Annotated in this window: 26 protein-coding genes; all 26 read right to left on the bottom strand. The window is 72.0% G+C overall.

Translation table 11 applies throughout. The features are described 5' to 3' along the window. Positions 1-42 precede the first annotated feature (42 nt). The 26 genes from QCN29_RS07540 to QCN29_RS07415 all read right to left on the bottom strand — a co-directional run bounded on the left by QCN29_RS07540 (position 43) and on the right by QCN29_RS07415 (position 21,344). Positions 43-1,152, bottom strand: coding sequence for a DnaB-like helicase N-terminal domain-containing protein (locus QCN29_RS07540; RefSeq protein WP_279926929.1), 1,110 nt, complete (start codon positions 1,150-1,152; stop codon positions 43-45). After that, entirely contained in the window at positions 1,152-2,423 is a 1,272-nt protein-coding gene (locus tag QCN29_RS07535; RefSeq protein ID WP_279926928.1) for a DNA cytosine methyltransferase, read from the bottom strand. Before QCN29_RS07535 ends, QCN29_RS07540 begins: the two co-directional genes overlap by 1 nt. Continuing rightward, on the bottom strand, positions 2,420-3,283 hold the full coding sequence (locus QCN29_RS07530) for an adenine nucleotide alpha hydrolase family protein (protein ID WP_279926962.1): 864 nt from the start codon (positions 3,281-3,283) through the stop codon (positions 2,420-2,422). The genes QCN29_RS07535 and QCN29_RS07530 overlap by 4 nt, the downstream gene beginning before the upstream one ends. A gap of 96 nt (positions 3,284-3,379) precedes the next feature. Next, a complete protein-coding gene (locus QCN29_RS07525) occupies positions 3,380-3,859 on the bottom strand; it encodes a hypothetical protein (protein WP_279926927.1) in 480 nt (159 codons plus the stop codon). A 61-nt stretch (positions 3,860-3,920) separates the two neighbouring features. Further along, the gene (locus QCN29_RS07520) at positions 3,921-4,493 is read right to left on the bottom strand and encodes a hypothetical protein (RefSeq protein ID WP_279926926.1); all 573 of its coding nucleotides are present in this window, start codon (positions 4,491-4,493) and stop codon (positions 3,921-3,923) included. After that, positions 4,450-5,388, bottom strand: a complete 939-nt coding sequence (locus QCN29_RS07515; RefSeq protein ID WP_279926925.1) for an alpha/beta fold hydrolase — start codon at positions 5,386-5,388, stop codon at positions 4,450-4,452. The genes QCN29_RS07520 and QCN29_RS07515 overlap by 44 nt, the downstream gene beginning before the upstream one ends. Beyond that, entirely contained in the window at positions 5,385-7,169 is a 1,785-nt protein-coding gene (locus tag QCN29_RS07510) for a TraM recognition domain-containing protein (protein WP_279926924.1), read from the bottom strand. Before QCN29_RS07510 ends, QCN29_RS07515 begins: the two co-directional genes overlap by 4 nt. A 34-nt stretch (positions 7,170-7,203) precedes the next feature. Beyond that, positions 7,204-7,989, bottom strand: coding sequence for a DUF317 domain-containing protein (locus QCN29_RS07505; RefSeq protein WP_279926923.1), 786 nt, complete (start codon positions 7,987-7,989; stop codon positions 7,204-7,206). A gap of 2 nt (positions 7,990-7,991) precedes the next feature. Continuing rightward, positions 7,992-8,540 carry a hypothetical protein gene (locus QCN29_RS07500; RefSeq protein ID WP_279926922.1) on the bottom strand — a complete coding sequence of 183 codons (549 nt, stop codon included), beginning with the start codon at positions 8,538-8,540 and terminating at the stop codon, positions 7,992-7,994. Between the two features lie 50 nt (positions 8,541-8,590). After that, positions 8,591-9,427 carry a DUF317 domain-containing protein gene (locus QCN29_RS07495; RefSeq protein WP_398859139.1) on the bottom strand — a complete coding sequence of 279 codons (837 nt, stop codon included), beginning with the start codon at positions 9,425-9,427 and terminating at the stop codon, positions 8,591-8,593. Beyond that, complete coding sequence (locus tag QCN29_RS07490; protein WP_279926920.1) at positions 9,424-9,780, bottom strand: hypothetical protein; 357 nt, start codon at positions 9,778-9,780, stop codon at positions 9,424-9,426. Before QCN29_RS07490 ends, QCN29_RS07495 begins: the two co-directional genes overlap by 4 nt. 29 nt (positions 9,781-9,809) lie before the next feature. Continuing rightward, complete coding sequence (locus QCN29_RS07485; RefSeq protein WP_279926919.1) at positions 9,810-10,613, bottom strand: DUF317 domain-containing protein; 804 nt, start codon at positions 10,611-10,613, stop codon at positions 9,810-9,812. Further along, a complete protein-coding gene (locus tag QCN29_RS07480; protein ID WP_279926918.1) occupies positions 10,610-10,990 on the bottom strand; it encodes a hypothetical protein in 381 nt (126 codons plus the stop codon). The genes QCN29_RS07485 and QCN29_RS07480 overlap by 4 nt, the downstream gene beginning before the upstream one ends. A gap of 278 nt (positions 10,991-11,268) precedes the next feature. Continuing rightward, on the bottom strand, positions 11,269-11,676 hold the full coding sequence (locus QCN29_RS07475; RefSeq protein ID WP_279926917.1) for a hypothetical protein: 408 nt from the start codon (positions 11,674-11,676) through the stop codon (positions 11,269-11,271). 15 nt (positions 11,677-11,691) lie between these two features. Next, positions 11,692-12,348 (bottom strand): hypothetical protein, encoded by a 657-nt coding sequence (locus QCN29_RS07470; protein ID WP_279926916.1) that lies wholly within the window; start codon positions 12,346-12,348, stop codon positions 11,692-11,694. After that, a complete protein-coding gene (locus QCN29_RS07465) occupies positions 12,345-13,094 on the bottom strand; it encodes a hypothetical protein (RefSeq protein WP_279926915.1) in 750 nt (249 codons plus the stop codon). The genes QCN29_RS07470 and QCN29_RS07465 overlap by 4 nt, the downstream gene beginning before the upstream one ends. 23 nt (positions 13,095-13,117) lie before the next feature. Further along, complete coding sequence (locus QCN29_RS07460; protein WP_279926914.1) at positions 13,118-13,813, bottom strand: hypothetical protein; 696 nt, start codon at positions 13,811-13,813, stop codon at positions 13,118-13,120. Positions 13,814-13,826: 13 nt separating this feature from the next. Further along, positions 13,827-14,684, bottom strand: a complete 858-nt coding sequence (locus QCN29_RS07455) for a relaxase/mobilization nuclease (protein ID WP_279926913.1) — start codon at positions 14,682-14,684, stop codon at positions 13,827-13,829. Further along, entirely contained in the window at positions 14,681-15,454 is a 774-nt protein-coding gene (locus QCN29_RS07450; RefSeq protein WP_279926912.1) for a hypothetical protein, read from the bottom strand. Before QCN29_RS07450 ends, QCN29_RS07455 begins: the two co-directional genes overlap by 4 nt. Beyond that, entirely contained in the window at positions 15,451-15,882 is a 432-nt protein-coding gene (locus QCN29_RS07445; RefSeq protein ID WP_279926911.1) for a hypothetical protein, read from the bottom strand. Before QCN29_RS07445 ends, QCN29_RS07450 begins: the two co-directional genes overlap by 4 nt. A 101-nt stretch (positions 15,883-15,983) precedes the next feature. Beyond that, complete coding sequence (locus QCN29_RS07440; protein ID WP_279926910.1) at positions 15,984-16,481, bottom strand: hypothetical protein; 498 nt, start codon at positions 16,479-16,481, stop codon at positions 15,984-15,986. 38 nt (positions 16,482-16,519) lie between these two features. Then, positions 16,520-17,791, bottom strand: a complete 1,272-nt coding sequence (locus QCN29_RS07435) for an MFS transporter (protein WP_279926909.1) — start codon at positions 17,789-17,791, stop codon at positions 16,520-16,522. A 27-nt stretch (positions 17,792-17,818) separates the two neighbouring features. Then, on the bottom strand, positions 17,819-19,003 hold the full coding sequence (locus QCN29_RS07430) for a hypothetical protein (RefSeq protein WP_279926908.1): 1,185 nt from the start codon (positions 19,001-19,003) through the stop codon (positions 17,819-17,821). After that, entirely contained in the window at positions 19,000-19,458 is a 459-nt protein-coding gene (locus QCN29_RS07425; RefSeq protein ID WP_279926907.1) for a hypothetical protein, read from the bottom strand. Before QCN29_RS07425 ends, QCN29_RS07430 begins: the two co-directional genes overlap by 4 nt. Before the next feature lie 40 nt (positions 19,459-19,498). Continuing rightward, complete coding sequence (locus QCN29_RS07420) at positions 19,499-20,611, bottom strand: hypothetical protein (protein ID WP_279926906.1); 1,113 nt, start codon at positions 20,609-20,611, stop codon at positions 19,499-19,501. After that, positions 20,604-21,344 (bottom strand): glycosyltransferase, encoded by a 741-nt coding sequence (locus tag QCN29_RS07415; RefSeq protein ID WP_279926961.1) that lies wholly within the window; start codon positions 21,342-21,344, stop codon positions 20,604-20,606. Before QCN29_RS07415 ends, QCN29_RS07420 begins: the two co-directional genes overlap by 8 nt. Positions 21,345-21,383 lie beyond the last annotated feature (39 nt).

Here is a 21,383-nt window from a genome sequence, read left to right as displayed (position 1 = left end):
GTGGCCGGGCCTTCGGGCTCGGCCACCGGCGTATGCGGGGGGCTATCGGGTGGCGCGAGCGCTGCGGGCGGCCGTGGTGGTCGGCGGCCCGGCGCGGGTGGTGGCCGCGGGGCGCGGGCGCTGCGGCGGGATCTGTCCGGTGGCGTGCTGCCAGCGGGTGCGGATGGCGCCGAGGTCGGCGAGGGATCGGCGGGCGCCGACGACGAGCTGGAACGGTGTGTTCGCCGGGTCGTCGGCGTATGCCTCGATGCGGCGGGCGGCGTGGTCGGCGGTGGCCAGGAGGGAGCGCTGCAGGGTGCGTTCGCCCCAGTGCTCGATGGAGCCGGCCGGTTCGGCGAGAAGGCGGAGCACGTCGCCCGGTTCGCTGCCGTGCTCAAGAAGGCCGCGCTGCTGTGCTTCCCAGAGGACGGTGACGGGGTCGACGGGCTCGTGGCGGCGGTCGAGGGTGGTGAGGCACTGCCACAGGCCGGCGTGCAGCGGTTGGGTGAAGTCCTCGGGGAGCAGCCACCGTGCGGACTCGATGCCGGCGGGGTGGGCGGTGGCGGTCGCGAGCAGCAACTGCTCCTCCTCCGCGGCCTCGGCATGGTCGGGTGGGATGGCCGGCGGGGGTGGCGGGGTGCGGGGCAGGACGCCGGCGCGTGGCGGGAAGCGTGCTGCGATGTCGTCCACGACTGCGGCGAGCGCGTCGGCCTCGGCGAGCACCGTCTGGACAGGGTGCGGGAGGGAGGGGTCGTGGATGGTCTGGAGGAGGTGCTCGGCGGCGGCCCGCAGTCGGCGGCGGGCGTGTTCGGCCTCGACCATCCGGGCGTAGGCGGGTGCGTGGCGGGGCCAGGGGCAGACCTGGATGAGGGTGTGCAGGTAGGAGGCGGTCAGTCCGCGTGCCTGCTCCCGGCCCGCGGCAAGCACCTGGTTGAGCCACGTGGTGTTCTTCGCGTGCTCGGCCGGGTCAGGCGGCGGCAGCGTGCTGATCGCGGCGAACAGAGCGGAGTGCACGGCGGTGGAGAACGAACCGGCGGAGATGCCGGTCACGTCGCCGAGACGGTGCGGATCGAGAAGAAGCGCGCCGACGAGGGCCTGCTCGACGTGGAACACCGGCTGCGGCGCCGGGATCGTGTCGAGGTCGTCCTCGTCTGCTTCGGGACTGAGGGACATCAGGCGGCCAGGGTGAAGTCGTTCGGATCGAGGGTGACGCCGAGGTGCGGGGCGAGGAGGTGGCCGGCGAGCAACGGCGGGACCGCGTTGCCGATCTGCGAGAACTGCTGCCCCTTGTTCCCGGCCCACGGGTAATCGGCCGGGAAGGTCTGCAGGAGGCCGGCCTCGCGAGCGGTGATCCGGATCGGCTCCGGCACTGCCGACGCGACCGTGTCCTCCGCCGGCGCCGAGACCGGTTCGGCGACCCAGGTGCATTCGTTCGCGCGGTGCCCAAAGAACAGTGTGCCTGCCGGCTCCTCGATGGACCGGACAGTGGCGTTGGCCTGGTTGTTGCTGCGCAGGGACCACGACCAGCGATGCGCCTCGGCGGTGAACGTCGGCGCCGGAGCGGTGGCAGCACGGTTCTCACGAGTGCCGTGCCGCGCCGCCCACCCCGCGCCTTCCCGGCGGGACTGAAGAACCACTCCGTCCGATCGCGGCATCCACGTTCCGCGCTCCCGAGCGTCCAAGAGCGTCCTGCGGGAGCCCGACGGGAACGGTTCGGGGCCACCGCCGGGACCGCCCCCGGCACAGACGGTGGGAACGGGCCGGTCGGTCGCACCCCACCCCAGAGCCTCGGCCATGCTCACCCAGCGGGCACGTCCCGGACCGAACAGCGATTCGGGCTCGGCGAGGCGGGCGTGCGTCGGCGTGGGAGGCTGTGCCGTACGGACCCGGGAGGCGAGCAGGATCGCCCGCTTGCGCGTCTGCGGAACGCCGAAGTCGGCCGCGTTGAGGATCCCGTACCAGACCGAAAACCCCCAGCCGCGCAGGATCGCCGCGTACTGCTTCCACAGCGGCAGGACGTCCGGCACCTCCTCCATGGCGACCCACTCGGGCTCGCCGACCGTGTTCAGGGCGTGGAGGTAGCGCATCGGCTCGGCCGCGAGCAGGGAGCGCTCGTCCCGGCAGGCGGCGAGCAGGCGCTCGCGGGTGTCGCGTCCGGCGGCGAGGTCCTCGACCGCCGCATGCACCAGCGGCTGGTCCACCAGGCCAAGACGTTTGCCGGCCATGCTCCACGCCTGGCACGGCGGAGAGGCGATCAGCCCGCGCGTCCGGCCGAGGAAGGGCCACGTCGGATACATCGTCACGTCGGTCCGGATCGTCAACTGCCCGGCGGCAGCGCGGGTCCTGCACGCCCACTCGTCCCACTCCAGCCCCACGTCACGCACGCCGAAGACACCCAGTGCCCTGCTCCAGCCGCCCGGCCCCGCGAAGAGGTCGAGTATCACGTGGCCAGCCCGAAGCCGCCCTGCGCCAGCGCGTCCGCATCCCCCCGGCACGCCCAGGGCGAGCAGCCGTCCGCGACACCCCGCTCCAACTCGTCCTCGTCGGCGAGCTCCTGCTGGAGGGCCGCCCACTCCGAGGCGGTGACGTGGTCGATCGGGGCCTGGCCGAGGGGGACGCGGGAGCGGTGCAGGAACGCTTCGCCCAGCAGCCGACTGCCGCTGGCGTTGGCGCGGGCATTGCCCTTCCGGATGGCCGCGTCGAATTCCACGACGTCCTCCCACTCGGCGGGGGAGTTGTCGCGGATGTGCCGCCATTGAGCATTGCCGTGGAAAGGGCAGCCCAGGCAGCTCGATTTCGGCGTCTTGGCTAGATTGAGCGAGGTGAGATAGCGAACGCAGTCGGAACGCGACCAGCCCATGTCGATCAGCGGATGCCGGTTCTGCATGTACTTCACGTCGGCGTCCTTGGCGCGGTGGAATTCGTCGGTGGATATGCCGATCCACTGCTCGACGAAAACGCCCTTTGGTACCCGAGCCGGATACGGGTAGCCGAGAAGTTGGCGGATCTTCTTCTTGATGGGCTTCACCTTGTACTCCCCGGTGCACTGGCGCCGGGTCATCCCAGGTCGCCCATCCGTGTTCAGGATGTAGAGGGGCATGGAGGCGAAACGGTGATCCGGGTTCAGGGCGTCGCTGCGAATATTTCCGGAGGAAACCCGGAGAACAGGTATACCGGCGGGCTTTGCTATTTCGCGTTCGAGGCGGTCGAGATGGTCATAGACGGATTTGGGCTCCCATCCGGTGTCGGCAAAGATCGCGTAGTCGATTTTCGGGAGAATGCCTTCGGCGGACAGGGCGAGCAGGGTGCTGGACTGGACGCCAGCACCGAGAGAAAGGGCGCGGAACTGGGAGCAGGGGCGAATGGGAAATCCTTGGGCGGAGTGTGGAGGCGGGGAGGGTCAGCGGGCGCGGGCTCGGGAGTTGCCTGATTGCGGGACGGGCAGGAGCGCGGGGACGAAGGAGCGCCGGGCGACGAGGGCGGCGGTGGCTTGGCGGGCGCTGGTGACCGCAGCGGTGTAGTGGGGCAGGACGCGGTCGGTGATCCGCCAGGCGGCGCGGGCCGGATCGAGAGGGCCGGCGACGGTCGGCGGCGCGGGGATGCGGTCGGTGACGTCCTCGTGCAACCCGTGGGGGATCACGGGGCAGATCAGGACCCGGCCTTGCCGATGCTGGACGAGGTAGAGCTCCAGGTCGTCGTCCCGCCGCAGGGTAATTCCGTTGATGCGGAAGGAGATGGGCGGCCGGGCGTCCAGCGGCGTCCACACGCGGCATGTGTCAGCGAACTGGTCGGCGGCGCGGGTGTACTGGCGGTAGAGGGCCGTCCAGGTGCCGGGTAGACGGTCGGCGAGCTGGAGAGCGAACAGGCGGAGGGGGTGCAAGAGATGTCCTCGGCGGGAGAGAAGGTCGGCGTGTCCGGCCGGCGGCGGCTTGGGGACAGCGTCAACGCCGTACGCGGGAAGTACGGGACGCTGAGGGGGCTGTGGTGGGGCCGGTCGTTCGCTGCGCGGGTTTCGCTTGTTCTTGTGCGGCGGCGAGGTCGCGGGTGATGCCGGTGGCGACGTAGTGGCACCCGGTGGCGCACAGGTCGAGCTGGTGGGCGGCATCGGCGAGGTGGCCGGTCATACGAGGTATGGCCTCGGCGTGGCGAGCGGTACGCACCGCCTCGTCGTCTGCCGGGTAGCCGGGGAACGGCGCTCCTTCGTACGGGTTGGCGTACAGCGCGCTGGCGAGGTCGTTGCCGGCCAGGGAGGAAACGACCACGACCGAGGCCAGACACTCCAGGCTGGCGCGACTGCCGGCGACGCTGGCGTACGCGCTGCCGTCGAGCGCGCCCAGGCGGACGACAATGGTGGCCGTCAGGTCTTGGGCTTTGAGCAGGAGCGGGCTGATGAGGCGCAGCGCGTCGGTGCCGGGGGTATAGGAGACGTCCCGAACGCGTGCATGCAGGGCCTCGAACTGGCGAGCCAGGTCACGGAGTTGTTCTGCCTGTTCTACAAGGCTGAGCGGAGGCATGGGGTGGTGTGGCTCCGGGAGATCGGTCAGAGCTGAACAGTGGGGAGGCGCCGCGGGAGATTCGGTCGGTGACCAGCTGTGCGTGCCGCAGGGGCAATGCGTGGGTGGCGTCCGCGACCGTCTCCAGCTGGGCGCCGGGCAGACAGGCGGCAAGACGACCGGTCTGCTCGGGCGGGATGTGGGCGTCGAGGCTTCCGGCCAGAAGGTTGACCCGGCCGCCGAGCTGCTGCAGCGGACTGAGGTCGGGCTGTTGGTTGGCGAGGTCGTGCCACAGGGCGGCGATGTCGCCGGTCGCCGTGGTGTGCAGGCCCTGCCGGCACGGCAACGGCACTGCACCGGATGCCGGATGGGTGTCTGGACGCAGGGCCCACCGGTTGGTGGTGGGGAGACGCCGCCGGACCGCGTCGAGCAGGTACGGCGCGTGCCTGCACGCGGATTCGAGAAGGTTGCGGCCCAGCGTGAGCAGGGACTGGGTCGGACCGGTGCCCGTGCGGGTGCTGATGCCACCGTACGGGGGCGAGATCAGCACCAGCCCGCGGATGCGCGGCGCGAGGTGGGGGTGGCGCGCGACCAAGCGCATGAGCGTCATCGCTCCCATGGAGTGGCCGGCAAGCACGAGCGGCCCCTGTGGCGTTGTCTCCTCAAGAACTTGGGCGAGGTCGTCGGCCAGTTGGTCGAGGCGCAGGGCGGCGGTGCCGCGGGTGGAGTAGCCGTGCGCTCGCTGGTCGTAACGCACGACGCGCATCCCCTCACGGAGCAGGAGCGGTACGTGCGAGCGCCACAGGTCAGCGGTGACCGAGAGCCCGTGCACGAGGACTGCCGTCACCGGTGCTTGTGCCGGACCGTCGACGTAGGTGGCGAGCCGGGCACCATCCGGGAGCCGTATCGATCTCATGCTGCGGTCCCGAAGTCGCTCTGCCCCGGTGTGTGCTTGGCGACGGCCCGCTTGGTGATGCCGTCGGAGGCCCGCTTGGAGGCGGCGGTGAGCTCGGCGGCGCCAGGCTCCAGGTACCACGGGCGCAGGTCGAGCATCGCGGCGCGCATGCCGGTGGCGAAGCAGAGCGCGGTGCCCTTGGGCAGGGCGCGGATCGCGTCGGCGGGCAAGATCCGCTCCTGCCGCATCGATACGGAGGTCGACTTGCCGGACTCGGAGTGCGAGGTGGAGGTGGTCTCGACGTCGTGGTCGCCGATCAGACGGGACAGCTTGTCGGCGAAGTCGGGGTCGTCGATGCCGGAGCCGATCACCTTCACGGTGGAGGCGGACCACATGGCGTCCATGCCCGCGTCCCCCCAGACCTTCTGGCCCTGGCGGTAGGACTGCAGGATCGTGATCGGGATGATCCCGCGGGAGCCGAGGTGGGAGTACAAATCCGGAAGATCGGAAATTTTGCACACGTTGGCGGCCTCGTCGAGGATCGCGAGCATCGGCGGGTCGAGCCGCCCGCCGGCGCGCTCGGCCTGCGCGGTCGCGGCGCGCATCACCGAGTCCGCACACGCGGCGATCAGCGCGCTGGCGCCGCCTCCGCCGTCCTTGCTCAAGAGGTAAAGCGTGTCGGTGGACGTGACGAACTCGGCCGGACGGAACTCGCGCACGTCCTTCTGCGGGGTGACCCATGCGGCGATCTCACTGTTCAGCAGCGCGGCGGCGTACTGGCGGGCAGTCTCGTAGATGCCATCGCGCGTCTCCGGCGGTCCCTCGACCGTTCCCTTGAGCTGGGCGGCGACGGCGGCGAAGTCGTGGTCACGGAGGATGTCGAGCGGGGTGCGGTCGGCGGGGAAGGCCAGCCACTGCATGACGTCGGTGATCGGCCGCTCGTCGAGGGCCGCGGCCAGGAACAACTGGGACAGGATGTTGGATCCGGCCTTGGACCAGAAGTCACCCTGCTGGCTCGCGTCCACCGAGGCGGCGAGGAAGTGGCCGGCCAACCGCCCGGCGCCGTCCAGGGTCTTGGCGTCGGCGAGGGGGTTCCACCACATTTCGCGTGCTGCGTGTGCGATCTGCTGCGGATCCATCGACCACACCTGGCCGACGCGTGCGCGGGCGTCGTAGGTGGCGGTGAACGCATCGCCCGCAGCCTTGTTCGAGGTCAGCAGAACCGGGCCGGGCGCGGCGAGTATGGAGGGGATCGCGAGCGAGGTGGTCTTGCCCGAGCGCGGCGCCATGATGGCGACGGCCACATCCTCGTAGCCCATGCGGACCTCGTGTTTGGTGCCCTGCAGGTTGCCGAGCAGGATGCCGGTGTCGCGGGCCTCGATGTGCTTGGCGTCCTTTAGGCTCGGGCGCAGCGAGCGGGCCTTGGTGGTGATCGCCTTGGCCATCAGTGGCTCGATGTCCCGGGCCTTGGCCATGCCGGTGATCTTCTTCCGGCCGCTGCTGCTCTTGTGGCGGGACCACAGGACGCCGGTCACGGCGCCGAGGGCGAGCAGGGATGCGATCGGGACGATGCGAGCGCCGACAAGCAGGGATGTTTCTCCGACCTGGGGCCAGAGCTGGTCAGGGTGGAGGAGGGCGGCGGTCGGCTGGTAAGGCGCCCAGTGGTCGACGGCCAGCCACGCGGTGATGTTGCCGGACAGCCAGGCGAGATGGGACAGCGGGACGACGACGCCGAGCACTCCGAGGAGGAGACGGAAGACGATGTCGTACCCGTCGGAGGAACTGTTGGAGGAGGGTGGCAAAGGGCTACGTGCTTCCGGGCGGGGACGAAGGGGGTTAGCGGCTGCGGCGGTTGTTGTCCGGTGGCCGTCGAAGGGGGCTCCGACTCGCCGGCCTGCTGGCGCGGCGGGCGGCGAGGGCGTGGACGCGTTCTTCCAGGGCCGAGGCGACCTGTACGGCGGGAACCTCCCGGCGCGTGCGGGTGACCGCGTCCGGGTTACGCATCGGGAGACTGCGCATGCTGCCGGTGCGCAGCACAGGGTTCGGATCGGCGAGCGCGGTGGTGAACGCGGTGATCAGGTGCGGCGGAGTGTGCTCGCCGAAGCGGGCCTGCCACACCGGCTGTCGGCCCGGGCCGAGCGTGGCGGTGACGAACCAGGCGCCTGGTTCCTGCGCGCTGCCCACGCGCTCGACGTACGCGGTGCCGTCGGGCGACACGAGGCCGTCGCCCCCGGTGGCGGGGGGTGACCAGGCGAGCCGCTGGAGCGGCTCGTACAGGTCGGCCTCGGCGGATGCGGTCGCGGCGGGGTCGGTCAGGGCGTCGATGAATCCAGCGGTGAGCTCGACCGGGGTGCGGGCTCCGAAGCTCGCGTACCAGGCGGGCCGGTCCGGCTGCTGGGCGTGGTGGAGCGTCCACCACTGGCCGTCCGGGTCGGGCTCGAGCCGGAAGAGGGCCTTCTGGTCGGGGCTGGAGAGGATGACGCGCGGCATCAGGGGGTCGTGGCCGTAGCTCCAGCCGCAGGCCCGATGGAGAGGGACGGTGACCCAGGCGGGATCTCCGCCCCCGGCCAGGTGGCGAGGGGCGACGAAGTCGACATCGACGATCTCGGGGGGCTTCGGCATGGTTACCTCCGCCCCGGCTTGGCACGGTCGGACGCCGGGACCGCGGTCACGGTTGGCGACGGGACCGATGGTGTGGATGCCTGCCGGGCTGCGGAGTTGATGTCCCGGACGACGCTGCCGTGAGTGGCCCAGGTGTCGAGGTAGCTCCAGCATTCGGCGTGGTGCTCGGCGAGGGCGTCATCCAATGCCGGGGTACCCGGCCGGGCGGCGGCGGGAAGGCCGTCACGGGTCTGGACCCATTCCTCGTGCAGCGCATCCAGGCGGTCGAGCGCGTCGCGCAGGACGCCGAGCTGCCACCCCCAGTGGCTCCGCACTGCGTGGGCGGGCAGGTGGGCGAGCTGGGTCTCGGCTGTGGCCAGCAGGTGGCGGGCGCCGGTGCGCACGGTCTCGAACGCGGCGGCCGTGTCGGCGTCGCGCTGGCTCTTGCGCAGCCCGTAGGCGTGATCGTCGTACGGCCAGCCGTCGAGGCCGGTGTGCTCGTCGGAGTACGTGTCCCAGGCGTCGAGGATCTTCTTGCTGTCAGCGACGTAGTCGGCGAGGTGACGCAGCAACTCGCGGTGTGCGGCGGGTTCAAGGGAGATGGTGAGGTGTCCTATCGGGATCAGCGGCGAGCGGTGGAACGGGTGGTGCTTTCCGTCGCCGGGCGCGTCACGGCTTCCGGCTGGCGACGCCGCACGAGGCGGGCCTGCCTGCGGATGCCGGCGAGTCGGGCGGCGTGAGCCTCGACGACTTGCTCCGGGGTGAGCGGGCTCGGCTTCTGCACGACGCCGTGGGCGGTGCGGTCGTACATGCCGCGCTGGAGCGGGGCGCTGTCAGCGAGCGTGGTGATGAAGGCGGTCACGAGGTGCTCCGGCGTGTTGCCGTCGAACCAGGCGTGCCAGATCCGGGGGCCCGCAGAGAAGGGCCAGGGGTGATCCCGGACCTCGATGTGCCAGGACGCACGGTCTGGTTCGCGCCATGGCACGGTGCCATCGCCCTTCTCCGACCGACGCTCCACCCTGCACCCCGGTGGATCGGAGACGGCGGCCCCGCGGCCGTCGATGAGCCAACCGGCTGCTTCCAGCGCCGGCAGGGGGTTGGCCGGCGCGGCGGGTGCAGGTGCGACGAGGGCGTCGGTGAGGCCGGCGAGGATCTCGGCGGGGACGAGTTCGCCGAACTCGGCGTACCAGCCCGGCTCGGTGCCGGTGGGCTCGGCCCGCAGCCGCCACCACGCGGAGGTGGCGGACTGCGGGTCGAACTGCAGGCTGTGACGGTGGTCGGGGCTGCGCAGGACGATCTCGGCGCTCAGCGGGTCGGACGTGCGGGTCCATCCGGCTGTGGCAAGGCCGTGGGTGACGTGGCGGGCGTCGCCGGGGCCGGCGAGGTGGCGGGGGCTGGTGTCGAACGGGATCCGCCAGGCGTGCTTGTCGGCGAAGGCGGCGAGCTGTCGTTCGCTCACCGGCACCGGCCGCACCCCGGTCCGCTGGCGACGGTGCTGCCGTACAGGCCGCGCAGGCCGTCCAGGACGTAGTGGAGGGTGTGCTGGTCGCCCTGCTCCCATGCGGCGGTGCGTAGTTCCGCGATCAGGAGGCTGACCTCGAGGGTGCGCGGGGTGTCCGGGTGGTCCTGCACGGCGCGGGCGAGGGCGCGCAAGGTGTCGGCGAGCTGGACGGGGAGGCCCGTGTACTCGTCGAGCAGAGGCTCGACGAGGGCGAGCGCCTCTTCGGGGTCGGGGCTCTCGCGCAGGTAGTCGGTAAGAAGGGACAGGGTCTCGGTCGCCGTGCGGATGGTGTCCGGGGTGAGTGCGGGCATCAAGCTCCTCAGTTGGTGGGTGTGGGTGATCAGCGGTAGGTGCGGGCGCCACCGGAGTAGGCGTGGGGGCGGGCCGTGGCGCGCGGCCGGCTGCTCCGGGCGGCGTTGCGAGCCCAGGTGGCGGCGCGGGCGGCGGTGATCCGGGCCTGCTGCCAGGCACTGAGCTGGGAGGGCAGGACGGACACGGACGTGGTGCGGATCTGGGCGCTCTGCGGAACCCGTCCGAGCGGGCGCATCACGGGCTCGGGGCTGACGAGCGCGGTCGAGAAGGCTTGCACCAGGTGCATCGGGGTGCTGGGGGCGAACTGGGCTGTCCAGCCGTTGCCCTGCTTGTCCTTCGCCCCGGACCACCACATGGCCTCGCCGTCAGGCCCCTGGTGGAACTGCATCCAGGCGCTGCCGTCGGGGCTGGTCGCGGTCACGTGCTCGGCGTTGGGCGGACGGTCCCACCCCTGCTCCCGCAAAGGTGCCCACACGTTGGGGGCGTGCGCGGAGCGGGGCCGGCTGAGGGCGTCGGTGAGACCGGCGACGATCTCCACCGGCGTTTGCCGCCCGAGGACTGCCCACCACTCGTCTTGATGGCCGCTCGCGGCACCGTGGATCGTCCACCCGCCGGGCAGTACGAAGGGGTCGTAGGTGATACGGACCGCGCGGTCCGGGCTTTCCATGGCGAGAGGACCGCCGGCCTTGGACTTGTCCCGCCAACCCGAAGCGCGCAGGAACTCGGAGACGTGCCGGAGGTCACCACCGCCGGCGAGGGCGCGGGGCTCGACGAGGTAGTGCTGCTGGGCCTGCTCGCCCGCCCCCCAGCCCTGCCACTGCTTCCTCTTCACCGGCGCCGCCGGACGACGAGTGGAGCAGGGGCCGGCGGCTTCGCCGGTGCGGTATCGGGCCGGTTGCCGGCGTGCTGGAGCATCTCTCGGTGCTCGTCCAGGTCCCCGCCGATGGCGTCGAGCTCATTGGAGGCCCGCCCCAGGGCGAGCCACACCTCGGCGGGCAGGGCGCCGCGCTCGGCCTGGACCTTGGCGAACATGCTGCTGACGGAGACGAGGTGGGTGACGCCGGCGAGGACGCCGTCCGCAGGGTCGACAACGCGTGCGATGACCTGTGTTGCTTCATGAGGGGGGAGTATCGCGAGGTGGTCGCCGAGCTGGCCGAGCTGACGGGCGATTTCGTCGGCCAGCCGTACGTACGGGTTGGAGTGGGGCATGCTCCTCCAGGACGGGGGTCGGGATCAGTGGTGGTGGCGGTGGCCGATCCGCCGCGCTTCGCCGAGGACGGCTTCGGGGCGTGCATGTGCCGGCGGGGAGGGGCGGTGGGGGCCGGTGGTGATGCAGGCGCGCAGGTAGCGGCGGAACAGGGCGGTGGCGAGGCGCGGTGTGAGGCGGTGGCTGATCGGCGGGGGCTTGCGGGGTGTTACGGGGTTCTCCGATAAGGCTGTCGGTGCGGGAGCGGGCGGCCCCGGGTGCCGGGGCCGCCCGACGGGCGTTACGGGGTAAGCCGGGACGGTGTGGGGCGCGAGGAGGAGGCAGCCGGTGGCGGTTGCCGTCTGGCGGGGCGTGGCCTGTTGGCGCGGACCTCCCGCGCGGCCTGCTGGTAGGCGGTTTCGTCGAACAGGTCGGGGTCGATGTTGACCTTGTATCCGGCCATCAGCAGCGGCGGGATCGCCCGGCTCGCCAGGCGCTTCTGCTCCTCGGCACCAAGGTGATCCGGCACGGTGTGCCAGACGTACAGAGGGGCGCCGACGGGGTACTCGTGGCGTTCCAGACCGAGCTGCTCCAGCAAGCCGTGGAGCTTGGCCGGGGCGCCGGTGGGAGTGGCGGCGTGGATGGTGGTCGTCAACGCTTTGACGTAGATCTCGACGTCGGTGCCGTAATCATCGGCACGATTGCCCATGGGCGGTTCTCCAGTTCAGCGGCGTCGGGGTGCGGGGGCGGACGGCTGCCTCGGGAGGCTCGGCGGCGGTGTTCTGGCTGTCGACCGCTCGGGAGCCCGCGCGGCGTGATTGCGCGCGGCGAGGATCCGGTGGGCGGCGCGCGACAGCGCGTCAGCGGTGTCCCCGAGGTCGGCGACGGGGTCGGGGCCTGCGCTCTCGGCGTCCGGCTCATGGGACAAGGCGATCCAGGCCCTGACGACAACGTCGCGTGTGAGCGGCAGCAGGCCACTGGCCGGCCCGGCGATCTCGGTCAGGACCTCGGCGACCTCGGTGCTGCTCTCGGCGCGGGAGGCCCGTTCGGCGAGCTGGGCGAGGTAGCGCAGAGCCGCGTCGCGTTCGCCGTTCGGCGCGGTCAGCGCGTTCAAGGCGGGGTCGAGGTGGACGCTGTGACCGGCGCAGAGCAGGGCGTGCGATGCCGCGGTGGCCTTCAGGCGCTGCTGCTCGACGGGGAGGCCGTGGGGAAGACGGTGGTAGTCCCCGCGGGGGCCGCGAGCGGGAAGGAAGCCACCGGTTCGCTGGAGGATGTCCGCCGCCCGCTCGGTCCCGCCGATCGCCACGACCAGCCCGGTGCGTGGGTCCTTGGTGATGGTGACGTACTCCAGCACCAGGAAGTCGGGCTCCCCTTGCCTCATCGAGTCCTGGTGGCCGACGTTCGTGTGGCGGCCGGGGCCGGCGGCAGGACGGCGCTGGGGGCGGTCCGAGCTGCGGGGTGCTGGAGCGCCGTGCCGATGCCCAGCGCGTCGAGCTGCGGGCCGATCGCGCGCAGAGCGCGGGCCTGGGCCCTAGTGTCGTCTGCGCCCAGGCGGTAGATACCGGTCTGCCGATCCTGGATGAAGCCGTGAGCCAGAAGGACGGCGCCGGCTGCGTCACCGACGGGCGCGGCGGCGACGCTGCCGTCCTGCTGCCAGGTCAGGACGACCCGATCAGGCTGGGACGGCTGGATGCCGCCCAGGGCGTTGTGCCTGACCTGGGCGAGAGCGATGTCGTAGCGGGCGAGCAGGTCGCCGGCGACCTGCTCGGCGCTCAGGAACGGGTCGTCCGCGAGCGCGATGCCGTTGGGCTCGGGTACTGCGCGGTATGCCTCGTCGGGCAGTGCGCGCGGGGCGACGGCGGCAACGAGGAATCCGTCGCGCTCGTCGTGCCGTTCCAGGACGACGAGCTGGGCTCCGTCCAGGCGGCTGAGGACGGCGGCCTGCTGGAGCGGGTGCTCAGCGAGGGAAGTGGCGACGAGGTCCAGGTCCCAGATGCGGTCGGCCAGTTCGGCCAGATCGTCCTTGTGCTCGGGAGGGTGGTAGGAGCTGGTCCAGGCGCCCGGGAGTTCGCCGGCGAGGACGTCGGCGTACGAGGCGAGGCGCTCGGAGTTGGCGTGATCGTGCATGGTGTCCTTGAGCGAGGTGAAGGTCAGCGGCGCAGCCCGGCGGCCACCGGGGGCGGCGGGGCCGGCAGCGTGCGCGGCGGGGGCGGGCAGGCGCACACGGCGGAGCGCTCGCGTTCGGTGGCGGGGACCTCTGCGGCGCAGATGCTGCGGCCCGGGTGCGGGATGTGCCGGTCGGTGAGGGCGTTACGGGTATCGGAGAGGTCGCTACGGATGGCTCGGAGACGCTCGTCGGCGAGGTAGCGCAGCCGTCGGGCGATGTGCGGGTCGGCCGCGTCGCCAAGGCCGTCGTGGAACTCGGCGGTGGCGATGAGGACTTCTTCGAGGGCGGCGAGGATGCCGTCGTGGGAGGCGGTCAGTTCGGTGAGTACGCCAGCCGCATCCCAGGTGGTGGTGGCTTCGCGGATGCGCTGGGCGAGATGGGCGACCGTGGCGCCCAGCGGCAGATCGTGGACCGGGCGGTGGTCGGTGTCGAAGTCCTCGTCGCAGTCGACGTGGTACCCGACGGCCCGAAGCCGGGCGACGGCTTCGATCCCGAGGCGCGTGTCGTCGCCCTCGATGAGGTTGGTGGGGGCGCGGTGGTAGGTCTCGTGGACGCGGACCACCGGGACGAAGCCCGTACGCTGCAGGACGCTGTGGGCCTCGGGGTCTCCGCCGCGGGCGAGGACCTCCTCGGAGTGCGGATCGCGGCGGACGGTCAGGGATCGGTCGGCCAGGGGCAAAGAGACGTTTCTCCTACGGTGATCGACGTGAAGGTGCCGTGATGGCGGTCGGTGCCGGGACGCCTGTGCGTGGCCGGGTGGGTGCGCTCAGGTGGGTCGCGGCGGTGTCGAGGTCCTGCTGGATGCCGTAGAGGCGGCGGGCGATCAGTTCCAGGCGATGCGCCGTGTCGGCACCGGCGGCTCCCGGCTGGCGGGCGGCCTGGTGGGCGGTGTGCTCGATGAGTCCGCGCACCGTGGCCAAGGGACCGGTCCGCTCGTCGGCGAGCTGCGAGATGATGGCCGCGAGCTGGGCTGATGCTGTCGGAGCGGGCCGGGCGACGGCCTGCGGCCGGGAAGTGCTTCGGACGGGGACCAGGCGCAGGTCCTGCTCGATGCGGCGGGCCTCGGCCGAGAGGCACCGGAGGACCTCGGCAGGCGGCGTGTGCCAGGAGCCGTCGAGGCGGATCAGGTTGGCAATCAGATCAAGGCGTCCGGGCTGGGCCTGGACGGCGATCCACCGGCAGCCGTTCGCCTCGCCGGGGGCTTCGATGCCCGCGGCGCGGGCCAGCCTGTGGGCGGCTTCGGCCCATTCGGGGCCGGTCAGCTCGCGGTCGTCGGGGTGGAGCCGGACGTCGAGGTGGAAGATCGCTCGGCGGTCACCCTGTGGGCTGGCGACGAAGGGGTGCTCCAGCAGCGGGTCTTCGAGATGCTCGGCCCACTGGGTGGCCGTCCACGTGGCCTGCTCGTCGTCCAGGGTGTAGGAGTCGAGCCCCGGCCAGTAGGCCACGACGGTGTCCTCCGGCAGCCCGCCCCCGATGGGCACCGAACGCCCCAGCGCTTCACCGAGCGGTTCGTACGGCCCGTGGGCGCGCGGGTTGTTGCGGGTTATCACGCTGCCGCGCCTCCGAAGGTGCGGGCGGACAGGTGCTGGTGCACGTCACGGGCAGCGGCGGTCAGGGAACGCTCGCGCACCAGATCGGCGTGCACGGTGATGTCGCCCGGCGGTAGAAGATCCAGGGCCCGGTCGATGGCCGCGAGCCCTTCGGCGTAGCGGCCGAGTCGGCGCAGGGCGCCGGCCACCCGGAACAGCACGATCGGATCGGTGCCGCCGCAGAAGGCCGGCCGCGCGCTGAGGGCGAGGAGCCGCTCCGCCCCCTGGTCCAGGTCGTGCCCGAGCCACAGTCCGTGCAGCAGAACGTGGAGGGTTTTGGCGTGATCGCCGGCTTCGGCGAGAACCTCGTCCATCAGGTCCAGGCCCTCGGGGCGGGACTGGCCGAGCAGTGCGAAGGCGTACAGGGCCCGGCTGTAGCAGTCGAACTCGGAGATCGCGCTGGGAGGGAGCTGTTCGACGAACGCCTGGAGGGTGGGGCAGCGGAAGTCGTAGCGCAGGGCGCTCAGATACAGATGCCGGTACGTACGGGCGATGACCGGATCGAGGTCGGCTGCGGTGATCTCTTCCGGACTCAGCAGGCCGAGAACGCTGCGCCCAGCGGCACGGGCGGCCCATGCCGCATCCGCACACACCTCGGCTGATTCCCTCCAGTCCACGCCGAGTTCGCGGAGTTCTTCCGCCAGCTGGACAGGCCAGAACGGGGCGGCCAGATAGTCGGTGGCACAAACCCTGGCTTCGCGGAGGGAGGTCTCGCGGCCGGGGAGGGTCACGAGCCGCTCCGGGCGTCGGCGACGTGTACGAGCTGGCCGAGGGCGGTGGTGGTGTACCAGCCGCAGTCGACGATCGCCTCGCCGTCCGCGTACTTCGGTAGGAGGTAGTCCTCCATGGCCCGCAGGTAGATGAGGCAGTCTGGGCAGCGGCGGGAGAGGTGCACGAGGGAGCGGGGGTGGGCGGTGATGTACGACTGCGCGCCGCCGGTCGCATCGCGCAGCCGCCATCCGTCCTCATCGGTCGGGGTGTGCCAGGACGGGGCGACCACGCGCATGGCGTCTCCCCACAGTTCTCCGCCGGCGGCCCCCTTCAGGACGACGACCGTGTCGCCGGCCTGGAAGTGGGCGTGGGTGATGTCCCGGTCGGGGGTGAGCGGATCGGGTGTCGGGGTGAACACCGGAGTGGGCGGGGGCGGGGGCTGGGACATGGGGGTTCCTTCCACGCGAGGCGGGTGGCGGTGGGAGGAACAATGGTCCGGAGGATCGCCGGTTTGGCTAACCGGCGATCCTCGGCTATGTTCCGCCGCCGTCAGCGGAACGGGTTCTCTGTCCCGCGGTCGTCCTCGCCGGCGGCGTCGAGGAGTTCGAGCAGGTCGGTGCCCTCCGCATCCCGCTGGTCGATCCACCATCCGGCGCGGGTGATGGAGCGGGCCTTCTCCTCCAGCTCCGCCCAGTCCGCCTCGTCCCAGGTCCCCTCGACGACCAGCGCGGTCTGCGCGGAGGTCATCAGCTGGTGCCGGGACCGCTCGCCCCAGTCCAGGGCCTTCTCCGGTCCCTCCAACTGCGGCATGTCGAACTGCTTCGCCCACTCGACGGCAGCCTGCTGCTCCTCGGCGCGCTTGGCGGCGAGCCACTCCTCCTTGGACTCGGTGTCGGCATCGCGAGCTGCCTTCCAGCAGTCGGTGCAGTCCCGGCCGGCGAGCCAGCGGGCGAATCCGGCGCGCTTGTCGGCGGGACGGTTGGACAGGTCATGGACGACTTCGTGGGAGCAGGAGTGCTCGACAGTCCACTGCGTACGGACAGCCATATACGAATCTCCTCAAATGAGTCTGAAAGTCAGGGGGTTCAGGGGGTCTTGTGCCGGCCCCGGGACGGGCGGCGGTGTCGGCCCTGCCGCAAGGGCCGGCTGGCGGGGCCGAGGTGCGTCCGCGCGGCGAGCAGGACGGTGAGCGCGAACGCGGCGCCGGCGGCGGGGAGTGCGGCGCTGGCGAGGGGGTGCTCGGCGAGGCGTCCGGCGAGGGCGGTGCCGGCGGACTGGCCGGCACCGATCGACAGGATCAGCCACGCGTACGCCTCGCTCGTGCGGCCCGCGGGGGTGAGGGCGTCGGTGGTGACGTAGGCGCAGGCGACCACGACGGTGAGGAACGCACCGGGCACGATGACCGCGAAGGTGGCCGCGTACGGTCCCAGGAGGGCAAGCAGGGGGAGCCACCCGGCCAGGAACGCGGCCCCGGCTGCGATCAGTCGGCCGGTGGTGGTGCTGGTCCAGGTGCGGCGTCCGTAGACGAGGCCCCCCAGGAAGCTGCCGGTCGAGAACGCGGCGGGGAGGATCCCGGACAGCATGTCCTGATCGTGGTGCTCGGCCATGGCGATCGACCACACGTTCATGGACCCGATCGCGAACCCGATGCCGGTGAGGGAGACGAACAGCAGCACCAGGCCGGGGCTGGTCAGCCGCCGCCCGGGCCTGCCGTCCGTGCTCGTCGGCTGCGCGGGACGCCAGCGCCGGGAGGGCGGTGCGCAGGCGACGGTTGCGGTGCCGACGAGACCGAGGGCGGCGGTGACGGCGAGCGCGAGGGACGGGCTGTAAGCGGACGCGAGCGCGGCGACGAGCAGCGGGCCGACGATGTACAGCAGGCCCTGCGTGCCGGTGTCGAGGGCGAGCGCGGCGTGCCGCAGCCGGGGATTGGGCAGCACGCTGGGCCACAGCGCCCGGAGCCCGGCCTCCAGGGGCGGTGTGGTTAGTCCGGCTGCGACGACGACCGCCGTGGCGAGGGCCGGACTTCCTTGGGGTCCGACCACGGGCAGGGTCACCAGCAGTGCTGAGTTGAGCAGGGCGGCGGGCAGGTGCACGGCGGTCTGCCCGCAGCGGTCCATCAGGCGTCCCTTGACCGGCTGGGACAGCGCGGAGGACAGCCCGTACAGGGCGCTGAGCAGTCCGCCGAAGGCGATGCTGCCTCCGGTCGCGGTGGCCCACAGGAGGATGGCGACGGGCGCCATGCCGTTGGGGAGGCGGCCGGTGAGGGTGCCGCCGAGCAGGCGGGCGACGTACGGGCTGCCCAGCACCGCGCCATAGGTGATGCGCGGTGCCGGGGCCGGGGGTGCGGTCAGGGACAACGGGTGCTTTCTCTCGGGGAGCGGTGCCTAGCGGTGGCGGACGGTGGTGGTGCGGGGTGGCGGCGTGGGCGGTGTGGTGTCCACGGCGGGGCGCGGGCGGACCCGTAGGACGGGGGTGCGGTGCGGCGGCAGGACGGCGACGGTCGCGCCGAGGTCCTCGGCCGCGTCGTGCACTTCGCGGGTGAAGAAATCGATCTGCCGGCCGAGTGCGGTGAGCCGCGCGGCGATCTGCCGGCCCTGGACGGTCTCCAGTGCGCTAGCGAACTGGCCTGCCGTCTCCAGAAGTTCCTGGAGGCGGATCATCGGGCCCGCGTCGTAGCCGCGCTGGGTGGCGCCGAGGAGCGCGTTGGACGCGTCGCCGGCGTGCTGGGCCTCGACGACGTCCCGGATGAGTTCCTGCAGCGATACCTCGGGAGCGGGCACGGGGCGGTTGAACTCCGAGACGTCCGCGCGCAGCACGCCGGGCGGGACCGCGGCGGGCAGCACCTGCCCGGCCTCGTATTCGTGGGCGAAGTGCCCGATCACCTGCCAGCCGGGGGCGTCCGGGTCACCTTGGAGGGCGACCACCCTCGAGTCGTCGTCCTCGATCAGATGGGCGAGGGTGATGGGCTGCCCGTCAGCGGCGTACCACGACTCGGTCAGCTCCAGCTCGCCTCGCTGCTGCGCGGCCTGGGCCCGCTCGGTCCACGCCTGCTGTTCTCCGTCGGTCGGCGGGGCCTTGTGGTGCTGGTGCTGGTTCTGATCGGCGAGGTTGGCGGCAATGGAGCCGTGGTCCGCCCAGGCGGCGAGGTGCGGCCACAAGGCCGCATGCTGTGTGCGTACGGCGGAACCAGTGGCGGCGGGCCGGTCGAGCGCCCTCCGGATTTCGGCGGCGGAGACGGCGAGACCGTCCAGCACGGTCCGCCATCCGGCCAGGTGCCGGGCGGGCGGCAGCTCGTCGAGCGCACGGCGGGCGGCATCGAGCAGTGCATCGGCGTACGGGGCGAGGTGCGTGGCGTATGCCTCCACGGCCGACTTGTCCCGGTGGGCTAGCGCGGCTGCCGCGGCGCCTTCGTGAACGGTGCGGCCGTAGCGGTCGCGGGTCATGTCGAGCGCGACCTCGGTCTCGCGGGCGATGACGGCCATCCGTAGTCGGAAGTCGCGTGCGCGCGTTGCGAGGTCGGGTGCCACGGGCAGCGGGCTTTCGGGGGCCGGGCCGCTTCCGGGCGTCACCGGGAGCGCCCGCCACCCGAGGCCGTCAGGTGGACGGTGGGTGCGTAGGTGGGCTTCGGTGGGATGGGCCGGGCCGACGGGGGCGAGGTGGTGGGCGCCGTGCCGCGCTGTGTCGTGCGGCCGGCAGCGGCCTGCGCGAGACGGCTGCGGCGTTCCAGCAGCCCGTTCGGCAGAACGGGCCGCGGCGGGCCGGCCGAAGCGGTCGGGTCGAGAGCGATGTCGGCGTGCACGGCGTAGCCCTGGCGCCGCAGATCGTGGACGGCCTGGCGGGTACGGCGAGGGCCGTCCCGTTCCGGCTCGCTGAGCCTGAACAGCCCGGGCTGGCTGGGGACGGGCTCGAACTCTTCGCGCACCAGGAACCACTGGGCGAGGTGCGAAGGCATGGAGGAAGTGAAGGAGGCGACGAAGCCGTGTTCCTTGTGGGTGCCGAAGACAAAGTGGGTGCCGGGTTCCAAGAGGGCGGGCAACTCCTCACGAGGTCGGTGGTGGAGCAGATCAGCGGCGGGGGGCCGGACGCGCCGCAGGCAGAGGGCGCAGCGGCGCGGACACCGCGAGGGCCGGGCGCCGGTGCGGTGTGCTCACGCGGGCCTGGCGCAGGAAGGCTTCTCCATCGGTGAGCCAGGTCTCGATGGCCGACCACGTCCGCGCCTGGCGTTCCCGGGGTGGGAGAGGCCCGCTGTGGACCGCCTCCTCCAGCAGGACCTCGGCGTCGGCCACGGCATCGGCCAGGCGGGAGAGCGCGGCGGCGTCCTGTGGCCATGGGCTGCGGGCGGGCTGGCATCGTTCGAGCAGGGTCGGGGCGTGGTCCACGACGGTGAGGAAGCTGCGCCAGGAGCGGTCGAGGAAGTCCTCGGTCGCGGCGCCGAGGGCATTGACGCTGAGCGGCGTGGCGTCGCGGTAGCGGGCGGAGGCGGCCATCGCCTGCCAGGTGTCGCGCTCGGAGCGGATGTGCTGGAGCACGGTGGAGATGGCCGCGGTCCGGCGGGCATGGACGGCCTGCTCATAGGAAGGGAGGTACCGGTCGGCGACGGCCTGGGCCGCGCGTCCGGGAAATGGCGGCAGGACGATGCTGCGCGGGGCGTGCGGATCGCCGTAGCCCTCCTCCAGCCCCTTCGGTGCGAAGGCGCCGACGAGGTAGTCGAGTTGGCGTCCGGGGCGCTCGGTGAGCAACAGGGTGGTGCCGTGCACCATGTCGGTGAGCGTGGCGGCGTAGGGGATCCGCTCGGTCTGGAGGGCGCGGCCGAGTTCGCCGCTGTCCCATATCCAGGGCACGAGGTCCTCCTGCCAGACGGGGTGGGAGTAGATCTCGACCGCCGCACTCCACTGGCCGGGCAGAAGGCGCGCGATGTCGCGAGCGGCGTCGCCGATGAAGCGCCGGCTGCTGGTGGACACGCTGGTGCGGTGCCGCTCGGCGCAGATGATCAGGCCGGCCACCGTGGCGCGGGAGGCATCCGCGTCGTCGGCCGGAAGGCGGTAGACGCCTGCTTCGCCACGGCGGAAGCCGGACTCCTCCAGCGCCGTGTGGGCCCAGGGATACTGCTCGCCGCCGGCGATGGCGACGATGCCGGCATCCCGGCTGTAGGCGAGGACGATGTGCGCGTCAGCCACGGGCGAGGGCCTCGCGGGTACGAAGGGCGGCCCGCAGGCTGAGTCCATAGCCGTGCGCGTGTTGGCGGGCCGCCGCCTCCAACTGGTCGTACGACGCCTGCTGCGTCATCTGCCCCGGATGCTTTCGGTACCGGTAGACCGGCAGGCGCAGCAGTATCCCCGGGGCGAGGACCGTGACGCCGACGGCCGCCATGTAGTCCTCGCCCTGGACGAGGCCGCCCATCGGGGCTGCTCGCACGAGGTCGGTGCGGGCGAGGATCGTGGTCGGCCCGATCGGGATCGTGTCCTGTGGCCGTGGCCAGTAGTTCATGACGTCGCCGGCCTCGTGTCGGCCTGGCGGCGTGGGGCAGCGCCACAGCGTGGTCGAGCCGTCGGGGTGCAGGTCCTCACTCCAGCCGGCGCACCAGCCCACCCCGGTGGATTCGAGGGCGGACAGCCGTGCCGTCATGGCGTCGTCGGTGAACTCGTCGTCATCGTCCGCCCAGTTCACGTACGTGGTGCGGACCTGGGTGAGGGCGAGGTTGCGGGCGCAGGCGGCGCCGACCGCGCGGGGCAGCGTGAGGGTACGGATGCGCGGGTCCGCCGCGAGAGGGGCGGGCAGACGGCTCGGGTCGGCGCCGTCGAGGGCGATCACTGCCTCCCACGGTACGGACTGCCGGGTGAGGCTGGCGTGCATGGCGGTCAGGTAATCGAGGCGGTCCTCGCGCAGGCGACTGGCGATGACGACGGTGATCGGGGGCGTGGGCAGGGAAATCTCCGGGAAGCGCGGGCG

The sequence above is a fragment of the Streptomyces chengmaiensis genome (assembly GCF_029846775.1).
Lineage (GTDB): Bacteria > Actinomycetota > Actinomycetes > Streptomycetales > Streptomycetaceae > Streptomyces > Streptomyces chengmaiensis.
This window is presented reverse-complemented; position numbering and strand designations above follow the sequence as displayed.